This window comes from Tardiphaga sp. vice304 (assembly GCF_007018905.1).
Lineage (GTDB): Bacteria > Pseudomonadota > Alphaproteobacteria > Rhizobiales > Xanthobacteraceae > Tardiphaga.
In genome coordinates this window covers 4,928,720-4,944,925 of record NZ_CP041402.1, presented here as the reverse complement: position 1 = coordinate 4,944,925, position 16,206 = coordinate 4,928,720, and the positions used below count along the sequence as shown (strand labels likewise).

The following is a 16,206-nucleotide window of genomic DNA, read 5'->3' as shown; positions in this document are numbered from 1 at the left end:
GCTTCGCCGTTACCCCTCATCCGTCACGGCCTTCGGCCGTGCCACCTTCTCCCACAAGGGGAGAAGGAAGATGCCACGACTACCGAGGACTTCATGACCGACACCGCCATCGACACGCTCGAAACCCTGCTCGCCGCGCGCTATTCCTGCCGCGCCTACAAGCCGGAACAGGTGCCGCGCGCGACCATCGAGCGCATTCTCACCGCCGCGCAGAAAACCGCGTCGTGGTGCAACAGCCAGCCGTGGCAGGTGACGATTACCTCCGGCGCGGCGACCGAAGCGTTCCGCGACGTGCTGTACCCCGTTGCCGCCGCCGGCACGCCGAACTCCGGTGACTTCCCGTTCCCGCGCGAATATCGCGGCGTCTATCTCGACCGCCGCCGCGAGAGCGGCTTCCAGCTCTATAATACGCTGGGCATCCAGCGCGGCGACAAGGCGGCTTACGCCAGGCAGGCGATGGAGAACTTCAACTTCTTCGGCGCGCCGCATGTCGCCATCATCACCACCGACGAGGCGCTCGGCGTCTACGGCGCGGTGGATTGCGGCGGCTATGTCACCAGCTTCATGCTGGCGGCGCAGGCGATGGGGCTTGCCACGGTGCCGCAGGCGGCCTTGGCGTTTCACTCTGCCGTCGTGCGGAAGCACTTCGGCATGGCGGATGATCGCCGCGTGGTGTGTGGGATTTCGTTCGGATTTCCGGATGCAGATGCCAAGGTGAACAGCTATCGGACCACGCGAGCGGCGTTGCCGGACGTAGCGACCTTCGTGGAGTAGTAGTAAAGCGAAGCTCTTCCTTCCCCTCTCCCACGGCCGTCGCGCAGCGGCGGCTGGCGGGAGAGGGTGTCTCGAAGCCGCGAAGCGGATTCGAGACGGGAGAGGGGGCTCTTCTTCCGGCGTTCTTGGCTCCCCCTCTCCCGTCCGCGCTGCGCGCGGTCACCCTCCCCCACGAGGGGGGAGGGGACTACAGCGCTTGGCGCGAAGCTCCGGGCTCTCTTACAAGCTTCGAGACCCCTCAGAACCTCGGCGGCCGTTTTTCCCCGAACGCCTTGATGCCTTCCTTGATCTCGTCGCCACGCATGCTGTTGCGGGCGCGGGCGTCTGCGGCTTCCTCATCCAGTTCGCCGCGGGCGAATTCGTTGATCGCACGCTTCATGCCGGCCATCGCCCTGGGCGCATTGCCGGCCAGAATCCCCGCGAGCCTGTCCACTTCCTCGTCCAGCGCCGCCATTGGCACCGATGCGGTGAGATAGCCGATCGCCAGCATCTCGGCGGCGTCGATCTTCTGCGCGGTGAGGAACAATCGCTTGGCATTGTTGACGCCAAGCCTTGTCACGTAGCGCTTGATGCCGCCCTTGTAGTAATGCAGCCCGAGCCGGGCCGCCGGCATGAACATCTCGCAGCTGTCCACGCCGATGCGGAAATCGCAGGCCAGCGCCAGATCGGTGGAGCCGCCATAGACGCCGCCATTGAGCCGGCAGATCGTAGGCAGGGCGAGGTCCTCGAGCCGGTTGGCGACGATCTCGAACGACGAGCCGGCGCTCGGTTGCGCGGCCGCGCTGCCGGCGCGGTCGGCGATCGAGCCGAGGTCGAAGCCGGCGCTGAAGGCGCGGCCGGTGCCGGTCAGCACCAGCACGCGAATCGCCGGATCGGCCTCGATCCGGTCGAACAGCAACAGAAGATGGTCGAGGTCGCTCTGCTGCAACCGGTTCAGATGCTTCGCGCGATTTAGCCGGATGGTGGCGCGGGGGCCGTCTTGGGTCAGGATCGGCAGGGAGGCGTCGGTGGTGTCCGGCATGTCGTTCTCCGTCAGGGAAGGTCGGACGGTGCCCGCGCGGCCCCCCTGCGTCAACGCCGCGCGGTGCATTGCGGCATTCGTCATCGACATCGGCTATAATCGACCGCAAGGATATTGCTCCCTGAAAACGGTTGGCTCCGATGGACCTCTTCGACCTGCAACACGCCGGCAGTGTGTTTGCCACGATCTTCGTGCTGGCGACCTGCACGATGCGGACGATGATCCCGCTGCGGGTGTTCGGCGTCGTGAGCAACGTGCTGCTGATCCTGCTGTCGATCCCGACCCATAATTATTCCGTGATGGCGTTGCATGGCGTGCTGATGCTGCTGAACGGCTATCGCCTGCACCAGATGCTGCAACTGGTCCGCGACGTAAAAAAATCGGTATCTTCCGACCTTTCGATGGAATGGCTGAAGCCGTTCATGACCAAGCGACGCACGCAGACCGGCGAGGTACTGTTCTACAAGGATGAGAAGGCGGAGGAGATGTTCTACATCGTCAGTGGCCGCTACCGTCTGGTGGAGTCCGAGATCGAGCTGCCGGTCGGCGCCATCGTCGGTGAACTCGGCATGCTGTCGCCGACCAATGCGCGTACCCAGACGCTGGAATGTCTCGAGGGCGGCGCCGTGCTGGGCATCAGCTACAGCCAGGTCGAGGAGCTGTACGTGCAGAACCCGGAATTCGGGTTCTACTTTCTGAAGCTGGCCTCGGCGCGGCTGTTCGAGAACATCGGCAGGCTGGAAACGCAACTGGCGCAGCACGAGGCGCCGTCGATCGCGGGCGCGGCGCAGCCCGCCTGAGCAGGAATTGTCGTGACCGGCTTCATCAACGTCATCCGCAATACGCTTACCGAACTGGTCGGGCCGGATCACAGCACGCCGGCCGTGCTGCCGGCCGGCCTGCCGGATCAGGTGCTGCCCGCGGCGCGTGCTGGGGTGGCGCTGCTCACGGACTATCAAAGCCAGGCCTATGCGCAGCTGTATTGCGACCGGCTGCGCCGCTTTATTGGCCGGCGCGGCGTCGATGACGCGCTGTTTGCCGAGATCGCAAGGCTGCTGGCGGAGCGGATGGCCTATCTCGACGCGATCCGCATCGCGCAGCTCAAATTGCAGGAAGCGCCGGGTCAGGGCCGCCATGCGATCGACGTCCGGCGGTTTCGCTGCGACGAGCTGCTTGGCGCGCTGCCGGTGATTGCCGGCGGGCCGCTGCTGCGAATGGTCGAGATCGTCCGCTGCGCGCATCGGACCGTGCCGATTCGCTTCAGCAATGCGAGCTGGTGGGGGATCCAGCGTCTCAAGCTAGAGTCCTCGTTGCGCCATTCGCGGCGGCTGTCGGCGCGCTATGCGGTCGAGCGCGTCTGGGTCGAGCGCTGGCTGCACATGATCGATCGCGCGCTGACCCGGCAGCCGGCGGCGGTCGGCGCGGTGGTGCAGATGGCGACCATGATCGAAGGCTACGGCACCGGCTACCGGACGGGCATGGCGGCCTGGCACCAGATTATCGACGGGTTGGCCAAGCCGGTGTTCGACGGCCCGCTGGTGCTGCCGGACCTGGCTGCCGCCATCGCCAGGGCCCGCCATGTGCCGCGCGATCCGAAGGGGGAAGAATTGCGCAAAGTCATTGCGGAGATCAGGGCAGGGGCGTGCAATCCCGGTTCCACGATGGCATAAATGGCCGACTGGATATAGCGCCGCTGCCGGTGAGAAGGACGCCTGCTTGTTGTTTCCCGCATTTTCGTCGTCGATCGCCCTGGGACCGCTGCTCGCCTGGATGCTGGCGCTTACGGTCAAGCATGTCATTGCGGACTTCTTCCTGCAGAACGCCTGGATGGCGATGGGCAAGGACGCCCGGACCGGATGGGCTTTGCCACTGCTGGCGCATGTCTCGATCCATGGCGTGCTGACGACGGCGCTGGTCGCCGCCGTGCAGCCGAAACTGTGGTTCATCGGGCTGATCGATTTCGCGATCCATCTTGCGATCGACCGCAGCAAGGGCTTTCTGGTCGCCCGCTACCGCATCGCACCCGGCAATCCCTGGTTCTGGTGGCTGATCGGGATCGACCAGGCCCTGCACCATTTGACCGGTCTGGGCCTCGCCATTCTGCTTGTGGCCAACCGCTGAGCGGTTCCAACGCGGCCAAATTGCGGCGGCGCCTGCCTGATTCGGAACACGAGTTCAAGTTCCAATATCGCCATTAAGGCTCTTGGTTAACTCTGCGTTAGGAAATTGCGCGGCATCCTCCCGATTGAGGAGAACAGCCATGTGGTCCAGCCGACAAGCTTTTGAAAACGATTTCTGTCCAGTCCAGGAAGACCTGCTCGGTGCGATGTACCGGGCCAGCGAGAATGGCCTGCCGCAGCTCGTCGAGAGCGTTTCGTCCGACGTGCGTGCCATGCTGGCGCTGTTCTGCTACCGCCGCAGCCATCTGCATTCGCTGGCGATCGCGATTGCCGCGAGCTGCGACGAACGCGAGTTGATCCAGCTTGGCGGCAGGGTCGGTTCGACGTTGTATGCGCTGTCGCATGAGACGGCAGTGTCGCGTCCCGCGTCGCCATCGTCCTACGGCAACCGCAAGGCGATCACGCTGTCGACTAAACCGCTATCGACCTTCACGCCGGTCGATGACGAACTCGACGACGAAGCCGAAGTGGCCGTGCAGGACAATCGCGTTACCGCCTGAACCTGTGACGATGTCGCTAGGCAACGGATGTCGCCCGGCCGGCGTTCGGCAGCGTCGCTATTTCAACCCGGTTGCGCCCATTGATCTTGGCGAGATACAGCGCCCCATCGGCGCGCGCCATCAGGCTTTCCGCGGTGTCGCCCTCGACATGCTCCGCGACGCCGAAGCTGCAGGTGACCCTGCCGACATCGGCAAACGTCGCCTGTGCGATGCTCTGCGACAGCTTGAGCGCAGCCTGATAAGTCTTCGGCCCGCTTGAGCCGGGCGTCAGAATGACAAATTCTTCGCCGCCCCAGCGCGCCAGCAGATCCGATTTCCGGATGCCGTCCGACACGACCTGTGAAAGCTGGACCAGGACGTCGTCTCCCGCCTGATGCCCATGAATGTCGTTGACCTGCTTGAAGTGATCGACGTCGTACAGCACCAGAGATAGCGGCGTGCCATAGCGCGCCGAGCGCGCCATTTCGCCAACCAGCGAATCGTCGAATTTCCAGCGGTTGAAGAGGCCGGTGAGAGGGTCGGTGACGGCCTGGAAGCGCAGGTCCTGCGCCAGCTTCTGTAAGGCCCGCCGGCTTTCCGTCTGGACGCTTTCCCGTATGCTGTGCTCGCGTCCGATGAAATAGATCAGCGCCATGACCGTTCCCAGCAGCGTGACGATGATCCCGATCAGCCGGCTGGCAACGATCGTTTCCGCCGGCATGGCGACAAGCAGCGACCATTGGCTGTTCTCGGCGAAGCGGCGGCGGACAATTTCCCGCCTGCCGTCAAACGTTATCCATTCCGATCCGATCAGCTCGGTTGCCATCATCGGGCGATCGCCGAGCCATCGGCGTTGCAGCGCCAGTTCGTTTTTCTGGCCATCAGCGAGCGGCCACAACTGCTTGAACAACAAGTCGCGGCGATTGCTGAGGACCACGAGGCCGTCTGGATTGACGAAAAAATAAGGCCGGCCAAAACGGGTCAGGTCGTCTTCGAGCCCGTCGAGCGATTTGCTGAGGATGGCGACACCCGCGACCGTTCCCTTGTCGCTCGGGATCGGCATGCTGGAGACGTAACTGCGGCCTGAGCCATCGCTGTCGAACGCGAAATCACGCCCGGGCTTGCCGGTCATAGCGGCATCAAATGATGGTTGTAGCCGCTTTGGCAGCGCTTCCGTCATGACCCGCGCGTTCTCTGTCGAGGCAGCAATGATGTTCTTCGATGCATCCATTATATAGCCGGACGTGGCGCCGGCGGCTTTGACGTGGAGGTCCAGCGCACCCTGCCCGTATCCATCGCCCTGATGGGGACCGTCGCCGACGGGGGAGAGCAGGCCGGGCGTCCGCGCCAGTGTTAGCACCATGCCATCGACGATGGCCGTTTCGCCGGCCAAGCGGCTGGCCAGCAGATCGATGTCCCCCCGCGCGGTCTGTTCGACATTGCGCCGGTAGATTTCGCCCAGAAATTCGGTGAGCGTCCAGCCGACCAGCAGAATCGTGGTGATCGCGCCGATGGCAGCTATGAATTGTTTGCGGATGTAGGAGGCATAGCGCTCCGAGCCGAGTTCTCTGGCGATCAGAATTCCCCAGATTGCCCAGATGGAGAAAGCTAGCGCGCATGCCAGCAGCGCCCGTACGAGCTGAATAGGAATGCCGGTTGATGCCATGAACCAAGCGTAATGAAGGACCGAGGCCGGCCAAAATGGCACCTCGCGAACGATAATGCCGGCCGCGATGCCATACAGGAAAAAGTAGATGGCCGAGAAGCCAGCGAAAGTTCGCGCACCACCGGTCGATCGTCGTGCCTCTGCGATGAAAATCATTCCGGCCCCGACTGACCCCAGAAAGCCGAAGATGTAGCGTGCCAGCGCTGCTGCCGCGCCCAGGTTAACCGTCGATGCGGCGTAGACCACGATGCCGACCAGAGGCAGATAGATCCATCGGCCGGGCGCCGGAAGATCGAACTGACCGGCATTCATACGCGCGAATTCCATCAGCAGGATAAAAGAAATCGTCATGCCCCCGACACGCAGGGCCGCAAACATCGGCGTATCGCCGATCATCAGCGCAGTCAGGTCGAGCCACTCGCCGATCCCATGCAACAGGGCAAAAGTGCCAAGGATGCTCCATTTGATCCGACCGCTCTGAGCTTTTGAAATGGCAAAGCAGACGGCGCCCAGCAGAATGAACGCCAGACCATAAAAGAAAAAAATGAAATCGAGCTGGGCTTGGAAAAAAAACCGCCATGTTCTCATACGCGTTCAACGGGCATTCCCCGAACGAGGGACCAGTTGAGTCCTACTGTCAGAGCTTTAATCTGACCTTACTCGCGGCGTTCATTTAACTAACGAGCTTAACGGAATTTTTTAGAAGTATCCGGGTGTGCAAAATGGCATCGGGATACGCGAGCGAGCCGCGTCAACCCGGCGGCAATGCGGGCATTCCATGCCGGCGCCTTGCCATGTTGCATTCGGGATCGCCGGGCAGGCAGGTCCGGCACACTTCCGGCCGGATCGCATAGATCCCGCAGGCGGTATGCGTGCCCACTTTTCCGGTCAGCGCCGAGCAGCGGTCGCCCTCGCAGCGCATGCCCGACAGCCGGTCGTTGACGAACTTCGCCGGGATGAGATCGAGCTCTGCGTCGTCCTCGGTGGTAAAGCGCGGCCAGTTGCTGGAATAGGAACAGCAGGCGCCGCAGGGCTGGCACGGATTGGTGTCGTCGGGCGTGGGAGCTTCCATCGCGGCTGTTTAGCGCGGACGCATTCCTGCCGATAGAGCTGTCATTCCGGGGCGCGGGCGGCGCGAGCCGACCGCGAACCGGGAATCCCGAAATGTTCAAAGCATATCGAGGTTCCGGGTTCGCTCGCGCTGATGCGCTCGCGCCCCGGAACGACAATCTCACCTCTTCAGCAATCTCACCTCTTCAACTTGGCCAGTTCCGCTTCCAACTCGGCAATCCGGGCATCCCGCCCCGCCAATGCCGCGGCCACATCACCCGCGTCGAATTTCTGCGGGATGTGCTGCGGGCAGTTGGTGTCCCAGGCACTGATGCTGAACAGGATCACCTGTTCGGGCCGCGCCTTGTAGCCGGCCGGCATCAGCGAAGCGAGCAGCGCCGGATCGTCCTCGACCACCCTTGCGGTGCCCCACAGCTTGACGCGGCGGCGATGCGCGTAGTCCATGATGAAGATGTGGGCCTTCGTATTCTCCGCGAGATTACCTTGCGTGATGTATTGCCGATTGCCGCTGTAGTCCGCAAAACCCAGCGTGTGCTTGTCGAGAATTTTGACGAAGCCCTTCGGCCCGCCGCGATGCTGCATGTACGGCTGGCCGTCGGCGCTGGCGGTGGCCAGGAACAGGCTGTCGGCCTCGGCGAGGAAGACCGTGAGGTGATCGTCGACTTCGCTGCGCCAGCCACCGTTTTGCTCGACGCGGGCATAGGCTGCACGTGAGCCCTTGCGCGACTGGATCGTCTTGACGGTGGGCGTAAAGGCGACGTCGCTGTTGAACGCCTGTGGCTCTGACATGGGAACACTCCTTCGTCGCTGTCACGTCATGTCTGCTGCGACGCATTGCCATCGCTGGCGATGCGTCGCGCGGTCGTCGTTTCAGGCTGCGGCAGCGACGGTCACCACCGGAAAGTCGATCTCGGTCTTCGCAACTTCGTTGACGTAGTTTGTCAGCGTGTTCAGTGCGACGTGCAGAACGATCTCGAGCAGTTGCGCGTCGTCATAGCCGGCCTGTCGGACCGAGGCGAGATCGTCATCCGAGACATGGCCACGCTCGGTCACGATCCGAACCGCGAAGCGCACCGCTGCATTGGCCTTGGGATCTTCCGAACCGCCGGCACGGTTGGCGGAGATTTCGCTGTCCGACAGTTTCGCCAGGTTCTTGCCGAGATACGAATGAGCCGACAGGCAATAGCTGCAACCGTTGATTTCAGCGACGGCCAAAGCGATGCGCTCGCGGGTCCGGGCATCGAGCTTGCCCTTTCCCAGCGCGCCATTGAGGCCGAGATAGCCTTCCAGTGCGGCCGGGCTGGTGCCCACCAGACGGAACAGGTTGGGCACCAGGCCGAGTTGCTTGTTGACCGCCTGCAGCAAAGGCTGCGAAGCGGCCGGCGATGTTTCGATGGAGACGGGAGTGGCGATACGGGACATTTGCTTTCCTTTAGGCTGGGGGAGCGTCGCTCTCCGGTGCGCCTAAGATGCAATCTCCCAATAAGAGAAACAATTATTCAAATTGACACTACATTATTTCATATTATGAAATAGTCACATGGACCGTATCGATGCCATGACCGCCTTTGTCGCGGTTGCCGATCTCCGGGGCTTTGCGCCTGCCGCACGAAAAATGGGGCTGTCGGCCTCCAATGTCACGCGGCTGATTGCCGCTCTCGAAGAGCGGGTCGGCGCCCGGCTGTTGCAGCGGACCACCCGCTCGGTGACGCTCACCGACGTCGGCGCGCGCTACCTCGAGCGTGCGCGCCGGATTCTGGCGGATGTCGAGGAGGCCGAAGGTTCCGCGCAGGCCGAGCGCACGCAGCCAAGCGGACGACTGGTGGTGTCGGCGCCGGTCGGCTTCGGCCGGCTCCATGTGACGCCGCTGATGTCCAGCTTTCTGCAACGCTACCCCGAAGTATCGGGCGAGTTGCGACTGTCGGATCGTGTCATCAACCTAGTGGAGGACGGCGTCGATGCCGCGATCCGCATCGGACATCTCGCCGACTCCAGTCTTGTTGCGCGCAGCATCGGCAGCATGCGGCGTATCGTGGTGGCGTCGCCGGCTTATCTCGCACGTCGCGGTGAACCGAAAACGCCGCACGACATCGCCGCGCACGACACGATTCACTTCGGCGGGATGGGCGGCGTGACGGAGTGGCGATTCATCGATGGTGGAGAGGAAATTCGCATCAGCCATGCGCCGCATTTCATTACCAATATCGCGGACCCCGCGATCTGGCACGCCGAGCACGTTGGCGGCCTGACCTGGGTGCTGGCCTATCAGGCGGCCGACGCCGTCGCGGCGGGACGGCTCAGGATCGTGCTGGCAGACCATGAGTTGCCGGCGATGCCGATCCACATCGTCTATCCCACCTCGCGGCTGCTGTCGGCCAAGGTGCGTGCCTTCATCGACCTGGCGGCGGAGATTGCTGACTGGAATTTTGCAGGTGCGGCCCGTTAGTCGCTTGTCTGCACCACGCTGAAGGTTGCGCTGGCGCGGGCGCAGACTGTGCTATCGGCTGTGACAAGACACTGTGCGAAGCACAGTCTGCGGCCGGTCTTGATCACCTCGGGCGCGATCTGCAGCCATTGCCCGATTTTCGCAGAGCCGACGAAGTCGACGGTAAGGCTGGCGGTGAGCAGCCGCGTGCCGCCGCCCAGCATGTGACCGCAGCTCAAGCCCATGGCGTTGTCGGCAAGTGAGGAAATCAACCCGCCATGGGCCAGCCCCCGGGAGTTGGTGTGCGGCGTGGCGAGCCGCAACCCGATGATCACCGCCCGGTCGGTGCGTTTCGACCAGATCGGCTCCCATGGTTCAGTGAGCGGGCTCGACCGGTCGTGGCGTGCAAAGCCGTCGGGGATGTCGGGGAAAGTCATGTAATGATACTCGCGATGGAGAGGGGTGCCTCCATAAGAGCGTAACGTTGTCAGCGATGACAGAACAACAAAGTTTAAAACGGGATTTCAAACAGGTTGCGCGCGTTTATAATTGCGAGGAGCACTCGCGACGAAGCAATCCAGTCTTTGCTTGCCGAGCTAGCGGCATGGCTGGATTGCTTCGCACCGCTCGCAATGACGGATCCTTAGTAAGGCAGGCCGACGTAATTTTCCGCCAGAGACGCGGTCGCGGCCTGCGAATGCACGACGTAGTCGAGCTCCGCCTGCTGGATCTTGCCACCGAAGCCGTCCGCGTCGGGGAAACGGTGCATCATCGAGGTCATCCACCACGAGAACCGCACCGCCTTCCACACCCGCATCAGGGCCCGGGCCGAGTAGCCGTCGATCCCCGCGGAAGATTTCTCGTCGTAGAACTCGCGCAGCGCCTGCGACAGATAGTGCACGTCGGAGGCGGCAAGGTTCAGGCCCTTGGCGCCGGTCGGCGGCACGATGTGCGCGGCGTCACCGGCGAGGAACAGTTTTCCGAACCGCATCGGCTCGGCCACGAAGCTGCGCAGCGGCGCGATGCTCTTCTCGATCGAAGGCCCGGTGACCAGCGCCTCCGCGGCCTCCGGATCGAGCCGGGCTCGCAATTCGTCCCAGAACCGGTCGTCGGACCAGTCCTCGACCTTTTCGTCCAGCGCGCATTGGACGTAATGACGGCTGCGCGTCGGCGAGCGCATCGAACACAGCGCGAAGCCGCGTTCGTGGTTGGTGTAGATCAGTTCCGGCGACACCGGCGGCGTGTCCGACAAGAGACCGAGCCAGCCGAACGGATAGACCCGCTCGAACGTCTTCACCGCGCCTGCCGGCACGCTCTGGCGCGACGCGCCGTGGAAGCCGTCGCAGCCGGCGATGAAGTCACACGAAATCTCATGGCTGACGCCGTCCTTGACGTAGCGCACCCGTGGGCTGTCGCCATCAAAATCGTGCAGGCTGACATTGTCCGCGTCGTAGATGGTGGAGAGGCCTGCTTTCACGCGGGCGTCCATCAGGTCGCGCGTCACCTCGGTCTGGCCGTAAACCGTGACGATCTGACCGCCCGAGGCCTGTTTGAGGTCGATGCGGTGGCGGACGCCGCCGAACAACAGTTCGATCCCGTCATGGATCAGGCCCTCACGGTGCAGCCGCTCGGTGATTCCGAGCTTCTCCAGCAGGCCGACCGTGCCCTGCTCGAGTACCCCGGCGCGAATCCGGGCCAGCACATAGTCGCGATCCTTGCGCTCCAGGATGATATTGTCGATGCCGTAGGAATGCAGAAGCTGTCCGAGCAGCATGCCGGCCGGGCCGGCGCCGATGATGGCTACTTTGGTTCGCAAGGGTGACTCCCGTATTGTCTCGATCTGAACCGGGAGCGGCTGGTCGTTAAATCAGACGCGCGCCCTGCAAACCCGGCTTGCAATAATGGTTATATTAAATAACAATATACGCAAAGAGCCGATCAAGGCTTGGTGATCACGTCCAAGAGGACGGGTTCGCAGGACACAGGGAGCGACCTCGATGAGGAAAGCAATTTTCGCAGGGCTGGCGGCTGCGTGCGTGGTTTCGGCGATGCCGCCGGCGATAAATCCTGCGGCGGCGCAGGACAAGACCGTCACCATGAAGGTCTCGCTATGGGTGCCGCCGGCGCATCCGCTGGTGCCGGCGACGCAGGCCTGGGCGGCCGACATCGAGAAGGCCTCCGGCGGCAGCATCAAGATGTCGGTGTTTCCCTCCGAGCAGCTCGGCAAGGCGTTCGACCACTACGACATGGCGCGCGACGGCATTGCCGACATCACCTATGTCAATCCCGGCTACCAGCCCGGCCGCTTCCCGATCATCAGTGCGGGGCAGATCCCGTTCGTCTTCGCCGACGGCAAGAAGGGCACGCTGGCACTCAACGAGTGGTACCGGAAATACGCACAAACCGAGATGAAGGACACCAAGCTGTGCTTCGCCTTTATCCATGATCCAGGCTCGCTGCACGGCAAGAAGAAGATCGTGGTGCCCGGCGATCTGAACGGCGTGAAGGTGCGCCCGGCGCAGAGCACGATCGGCGAAATGGTGAAACTGTTCGGCGGCACCAATGTGCAGGCCTCGGCGCCGGAATCCCGCGACGCGATCGAGCGCGGCGTTGCCGATGAGATCGCGTTCCCGTGGGGGTCGATCTTCCTGTTCGGCATCGACAAGGTCGTCAAATATCACATCGACACGCCACTCTACACGACGGTGTTCACCTACAACATCAATCTCGCCAAATACAACGCGATGTCGGCCGGACAGAAGAAGATTATCGACGACCATTGCACGCCGGAATGGGCCTCCAAGGTCACCGATCCCTGGGTCGATTTCGAGGCCAATGGCCGCGAGAAGATGAAGGCGCTGGAAGGCCATGAGGTCTACAAGCTGACGCCGGAACAGCTCGCCGAATGGAAAAAGGGCGTCGAGCCGCTGCGCACCAGCTGGGCCGCTGCTGTGAAGAAAGCCGGCGGCGACGCCGAGGCGATCGATGCCGAGCTGAAGGCCGCGCTGAAGAAGTTTGATGCGGGGTTGTAGCAACAAACTGTCGTTCCGGGGCGCACATGGCGTGAGCCGAGTGCGAACCCGGAACCTCGATCTGTTCTGAACAATTCGAGATTCCCCGCCATTCCAATTGGAATGGCTGAGGTTCGGTCGCGGTTGACGCTGCTTCCGCCCTGGAATGACACTCTCTGGAAACCTCATGACTTCTCCCGAAATCACTTCCGACGGCGTCATCACCGGGCCGCCCGATCCGCCGCGCAAGAACGTGATGGACCGCTTCATCGACTCGATCGAGTGGATCGCGGCATTGTTCGTCGGCATCGTTGCGCTCAACACCTTCATCGCGGTGGTGATGCGCAAGTTCTTTGCTGTGACGATTCCCGATTACTACAATGTCGGCCAGTTCATGCTCGGCATCCTGATTTTTTGGGGCATCGCTGCGACCTCCTACCGCGGCTCGCACATCACCGTCGATCTGATATGGGCCAACGCGACGCCGAAATATCAGCGCTGGATCGACGTGTTTGCAACGCTGGTGCTGCTGTTCGTCGTCGCCGTGCAGACCTATACGCTGTTCGACAAGGTCGTCGACACCTACAACAGCAACCTCGTGACGATGGACCTGCAACTGCCGGTATGGCCGTTCTTCCTGGTGTCATGGATCGGCGACGGCGCCGCCGTGTTGCTGATCGGGTTTCGCACCTACCGGCTGATCTTCCATCCGGAAGAGATCCACGATTCAAAAATCAAGACCGCAGAGTGATCGCATGGATTTGAGCAATGAAGCGGTCGCGCTGATCGGGTTCGTCACCTTGTTCGTCCTGATGCTGCTGCGCGTGCCGGTCGGTATGGCGATGGGGCTCGTGGGAATCACCGGCTTCGGCTATCTCACGGGTTTCGCGCCGGCGCTGAAGCTGATCGGCCAGACCACGATGCGCACGGTGACGGATTATTCCTTCGGCGTGATTCCGATGTTCCTCTTGATGGGCGCTTTCGTGTCGGTGTCCGGCATCAGTCGCGAACTGTTCCGTGCCGCCAACACCTTCGTCGGCCACTGGAAGGGCGGGCTCGGCATTGCCACCATCGCGGCCTGCGGCGGCTTTGCCGCGATCTCCGGCTCCTCGGTCGCGACCGCGGCGACGTTTTCCGCGGTGGCCTATCCGGAAATGCGGCGCTTCAACTATCCGCAGAGTTTCGCCACCGGCGTGATCGCGGTCGGCGGCACGCTCGGCGCGATGCTGCCGCCGTCCACGGTGCTGGCGGTCTACGGCATCATCACCCAGCAGGACATCGGCAAGCTGTTCATCGCCGGCATTATCCCCGGCCTGCTGGCGATCGTGATGCACATGATCACCATCGCCGTCATCGGCGTGGTGAAGCCGGACTTTTTGCCGGCCGGGCCCAAGTCCTCGTGGCATGAGCGCGCGCTGGCGATTCGCGACGTGTGGTCGCCGCTGCTGCTGTTCGTCTTCGTGATCGGGGGGCTTTATGGCGGCTTCTTCATTCCCACCGAAGCCGGCGCGGTCGGCGCCGTCGGTGCGTTCCTGATCGGTGTGCTGCGCGGCAAGCTGAATCGCGAAGGTATCCTGCAATCGCTGCTGCAGGCGACGCGGACGGCGGCAGCGGTGTTCACCGTGCTGATCGGCGCGCTGTGCTTCGGCTATTTCCTAACCATCACCCAGACGCCTCAGCACGTCACCGAATTCCTCACCAGCCTCGGCATCGGCCGCTACGGCGTGCTGGCACTGATCCTGCTCATGTATCTGGTGCTGGGCTGCCTGATGGACGCGATGGCGATGGTGATCCTCACCGTGCCGATCGTGTTTCCGGTGGTGATGGCGCTCGGCTTCGATCCGATCTGGTTCGGCATCGTCATCGTCATGACGGTCGAGCTTGGTTTGATCCATCCGCCGGTCGGCATGAACGTGTTCGTCATCAAGAGCGTGATCAAGGACGTCAGCATGTCGACCATCTTCAAGGGGGTGCTGCCCTTCGTGGTCACCGATCTGATCCGGCTGGTGCTGCTGATCCTGTTCCCGCTGATCGCCACCTGGCTGCCGACACGGATGATCGGATGACCCCGCAGCTGCAGACGAAATACGTCTTCACCCTCGCGATCCACGTGGGTGCGCCGATCGTCGCCGGCGATTTCGGCCACGGCCTGCGGCGCATCATTCCGATCCTTGGCGGCGAGGTGATCGGGGAGGGCATGCACGGGACGATTTATCCGGCCGGCGCGGATTTCCAGATCATCCGCCCGGACGGTTTTACCGAGCTGGAAGCCAAATACGCCTTCGAGCTGGACGACGGTGCGGTGATCTACATCGAGAACATCGGCATCCGCTTTGGCCCGAAGGAGGCGCTCGACCGCATTGCGAAGGGCGAGGCAGTGGACCCGGCGCTGATCTATTTTCGCTCGGTGCCGAAATTCGAGACCGGAGCTGCGAAGTACCGCTGGCTGATGCACAACCTGTTCATCGGCGTCGGCGCGCGGCATCCGGACCGCGTCGAACTCGACGTGCATCAGGTGCTGTAAGGCACCGTGGCGCGGGGTCCTTCCCTCACCTCTTGTGGGAGAGGGTGGCCGCGCGTTAGCGCGCACGGGTGAGGGGTAGCCACGGGCGCCGAGCTTGGTAACCCCTCATCCGACGCGGACTTCGTCCGCGCCACCTTCTCCCACAAGGGGAGAAGGAAGACGCCGCATCACAAGATTGACTCCCCTCAATTTAGTTATATCCTATAATTATTATCACCAGGATCGCTTTTCATGGCCGACGCTGCTTCCATCACCCCGTCCTTGCTCGCGCTGAACACCAGCGGACGGGTGCTGACCATCGGCCTCAACCGGCCGGCGAAGCGCAATGCGCTGAACGATGGCATCATTCTCGAACTCGAGCGCACCTTCGCGACGCTGCCGGAGGCGATCGGCGCGGTGGTGATCCACGGCGTCGGCGCGCATTTCTCGGCCGGCCTCGACCTCTCCGAATTGTCGGAACGCGACGCGACCGCCGGGCTGATGCATTCGCGGATGTGGCACCGCGTGTTCGACGGCATCGAGCGCGCCCGCGTGCCGGTGATTGCTGCCCTGCAGGGCGCGGTGATCGGTGGCGGGCTGGAGCTCGCCTGCGCCTGCCATATCCGGGTCGCCGATCCCTCCGCCTATTACGCGCTGCCGGAAGGCAGCCGTGGCATCTTTGTCGGCGGCGGCGGGTCGGTGCGGCTGCCGCGGCTGGTCGGTGTCGCGCGGATGGCGGACATGATGCTGACCGGTCGGGTGTACAATGCCACCGAGGGCGTGCCGCTCGGTTTCTCGCAGTATCTTACCGACGCCGGCGGCGCACTGGCCAAGGCGATCGAACTCGCCGAGCGCGTCGCGCAGAATGCGCCGATGACCAATTTCGCGGTGCTGCAGGCGCTGCCGCTGATCGCCGAGGCCAGCCCGCAGACCGGGCTGATGCTGGAAGCGCTGATGGCCAGCGTGGCGCAGAGCGACCAGGAGGCCAAGAACCGGATCCGCGACTTCCTCGATCGCAAGACAGGAAAAGTGCAGCCCGGCTGATCGTTCTTCGAAACAATAATAAACAGGGTCGA

At 62.9% G+C, this 16,206-nt stretch carries 18 protein-coding genes; 11 read left to right on the top strand and 7 right to left on the bottom strand.

Features of this window, described 5'->3' with window-relative positions:
- Positions 1 to 93: 93 nt before the first annotated feature.
- The gene (locus FNL56_RS23635) at positions 94 to 774 is read left to right on the top strand and encodes a nitroreductase (protein ID WP_143575277.1); all 681 of its coding nucleotides are present in this window, start codon (positions 94 to 96) and stop codon (positions 772 to 774) included.
- A gap of 238 nt (positions 775 to 1,012) precedes the next feature.
- On the opposite strand, the gene FNL56_RS23630 is transcribed toward FNL56_RS23635, so the two are convergent.
- On the bottom strand, positions 1,013 to 1,795 hold the full coding sequence (locus FNL56_RS23630; protein WP_143575276.1) for an enoyl-CoA hydratase/isomerase family protein: 783 nt from the start codon (positions 1,793 to 1,795) through the stop codon (positions 1,013 to 1,015).
- 140 nt (positions 1,796 to 1,935) lie between these two features.
- On the opposite strand from FNL56_RS23630, the gene FNL56_RS23625 reads away from it, so the two are divergent.
- From FNL56_RS23625 to FNL56_RS23610, 4 genes are all read left to right on the top strand, one after another.
- Positions 1,936 to 2,595 carry a Crp/Fnr family transcriptional regulator gene (locus tag FNL56_RS23625; RefSeq protein WP_143578325.1) on the top strand — a complete coding sequence of 220 codons (660 nt, stop codon included), beginning with the start codon at positions 1,936 to 1,938 and terminating at the stop codon, positions 2,593 to 2,595.
- A 12-nt stretch (positions 2,596 to 2,607) separates the two neighbouring features.
- On the top strand, positions 2,608 to 3,465 hold the full coding sequence (locus FNL56_RS23620) for a DUF6537 domain-containing protein (RefSeq protein WP_143575274.1): 858 nt from the start codon (positions 2,608 to 2,610) through the stop codon (positions 3,463 to 3,465).
- A 46-nt stretch (positions 3,466 to 3,511) separates the two neighbouring features.
- Complete coding sequence (locus tag FNL56_RS23615; RefSeq protein ID WP_143575273.1) at positions 3,512 to 3,916, top strand: DUF3307 domain-containing protein; 405 nt, start codon at positions 3,512 to 3,514, stop codon at positions 3,914 to 3,916.
- 139 nt (positions 3,917 to 4,055) lie between these two features.
- Positions 4,056 to 4,475, top strand: coding sequence for a hypothetical protein (locus FNL56_RS23610; protein WP_143575272.1), 420 nt, complete (start codon positions 4,056 to 4,058; stop codon positions 4,473 to 4,475).
- 16 nt (positions 4,476 to 4,491) lie between these two features.
- Here the strand turns inward: FNL56_RS23610 and FNL56_RS23605 are convergent, their stop codons facing one another.
- From FNL56_RS23605 to FNL56_RS23590, 4 genes are all read right to left on the bottom strand, one after another.
- Positions 4,492 to 6,708: a sensor domain-containing diguanylate cyclase gene (locus FNL56_RS23605; RefSeq protein WP_143582407.1), complete on the bottom strand. Its 2,217-nt coding sequence runs from the start codon at positions 6,706 to 6,708 to the stop codon at positions 4,492 to 4,494.
- Positions 6,709 to 6,871: 163 nt separating this feature from the next.
- Positions 6,872 to 7,192 carry a YkgJ family cysteine cluster protein gene (locus FNL56_RS23600; protein WP_143575271.1) on the bottom strand — a complete coding sequence of 107 codons (321 nt, stop codon included), beginning with the start codon at positions 7,190 to 7,192 and terminating at the stop codon, positions 6,872 to 6,874.
- Positions 7,193 to 7,368: 176 nt separating this feature from the next.
- Complete coding sequence (locus tag FNL56_RS23595; RefSeq protein WP_143575270.1) at positions 7,369 to 7,980, bottom strand: pyridoxamine 5'-phosphate oxidase family protein; 612 nt, start codon at positions 7,978 to 7,980, stop codon at positions 7,369 to 7,371.
- A gap of 81 nt (positions 7,981 to 8,061) precedes the next feature.
- Positions 8,062 to 8,613, bottom strand: coding sequence for a carboxymuconolactone decarboxylase family protein (locus tag FNL56_RS23590; RefSeq protein WP_143575269.1), 552 nt, complete (start codon positions 8,611 to 8,613; stop codon positions 8,062 to 8,064).
- Positions 8,614 to 8,731: 118 nt separating this feature from the next.
- On the opposite strand from FNL56_RS23590, the gene FNL56_RS23585 reads away from it, so the two are divergent.
- Complete coding sequence (locus FNL56_RS23585) at positions 8,732 to 9,637, top strand: LysR family transcriptional regulator (RefSeq protein WP_143575268.1); 906 nt, start codon at positions 8,732 to 8,734, stop codon at positions 9,635 to 9,637.
- Here the strand turns inward: FNL56_RS23585 and FNL56_RS23580 are convergent.
- Both FNL56_RS23580 and pobA read right to left on the bottom strand, forming a co-directional pair.
- Positions 9,634 to 10,053, bottom strand: a complete 420-nt coding sequence (locus FNL56_RS23580) for a PaaI family thioesterase (RefSeq protein ID WP_143575267.1) — start codon at positions 10,051 to 10,053, stop codon at positions 9,634 to 9,636. The genes FNL56_RS23585 and FNL56_RS23580 overlap by 4 nt on opposite strands.
- Before the next feature lie 206 nt (positions 10,054 to 10,259).
- Positions 10,260 to 11,432 carry a 4-hydroxybenzoate 3-monooxygenase gene (gene pobA, locus FNL56_RS23575; protein ID WP_143575266.1) on the bottom strand — a complete coding sequence of 391 codons (1,173 nt, stop codon included), beginning with the start codon at positions 11,430 to 11,432 and terminating at the stop codon, positions 10,260 to 10,262.
- A gap of 181 nt (positions 11,433 to 11,613) precedes the next feature.
- Between pobA and FNL56_RS23570 the strand changes: the two genes are divergently transcribed.
- The 5 genes from FNL56_RS23570 to FNL56_RS23550 all read left to right on the top strand — a co-directional run bounded on the left by FNL56_RS23570 (position 11,614) and on the right by FNL56_RS23550 (position 16,174).
- Positions 11,614 to 12,648, top strand: coding sequence for a TRAP transporter substrate-binding protein (locus FNL56_RS23570; protein ID WP_143575265.1), 1,035 nt, complete (start codon positions 11,614 to 11,616; stop codon positions 12,646 to 12,648).
- A 235-nt stretch (positions 12,649 to 12,883) separates the two neighbouring features.
- On the top strand, positions 12,884 to 13,378 hold the full coding sequence (locus tag FNL56_RS23565; protein WP_441351311.1) for a TRAP transporter small permease: 495 nt from the start codon (positions 12,884 to 12,886) through the stop codon (positions 13,376 to 13,378).
- A gap of 10 nt (positions 13,379 to 13,388) precedes the next feature.
- Positions 13,389 to 14,693 carry a TRAP transporter large permease gene (locus FNL56_RS23560; RefSeq protein ID WP_143576340.1) on the top strand — a complete coding sequence of 435 codons (1,305 nt, stop codon included), beginning with the start codon at positions 13,389 to 13,391 and terminating at the stop codon, positions 14,691 to 14,693.
- On the top strand, positions 14,690 to 15,151 hold the full coding sequence (locus FNL56_RS23555) for a DUF3237 domain-containing protein (protein ID WP_143575263.1): 462 nt from the start codon (positions 14,690 to 14,692) through the stop codon (positions 15,149 to 15,151). The genes FNL56_RS23560 and FNL56_RS23555 overlap by 4 nt, the downstream gene beginning before the upstream one ends.
- A 231-nt stretch (positions 15,152 to 15,382) precedes the next feature.
- The gene (locus FNL56_RS23550; protein WP_143575262.1) at positions 15,383 to 16,174 is read left to right on the top strand and encodes a crotonase/enoyl-CoA hydratase family protein; all 792 of its coding nucleotides are present in this window, start codon (positions 15,383 to 15,385) and stop codon (positions 16,172 to 16,174) included.
- Positions 16,175 to 16,206 lie beyond the last annotated feature (32 nt).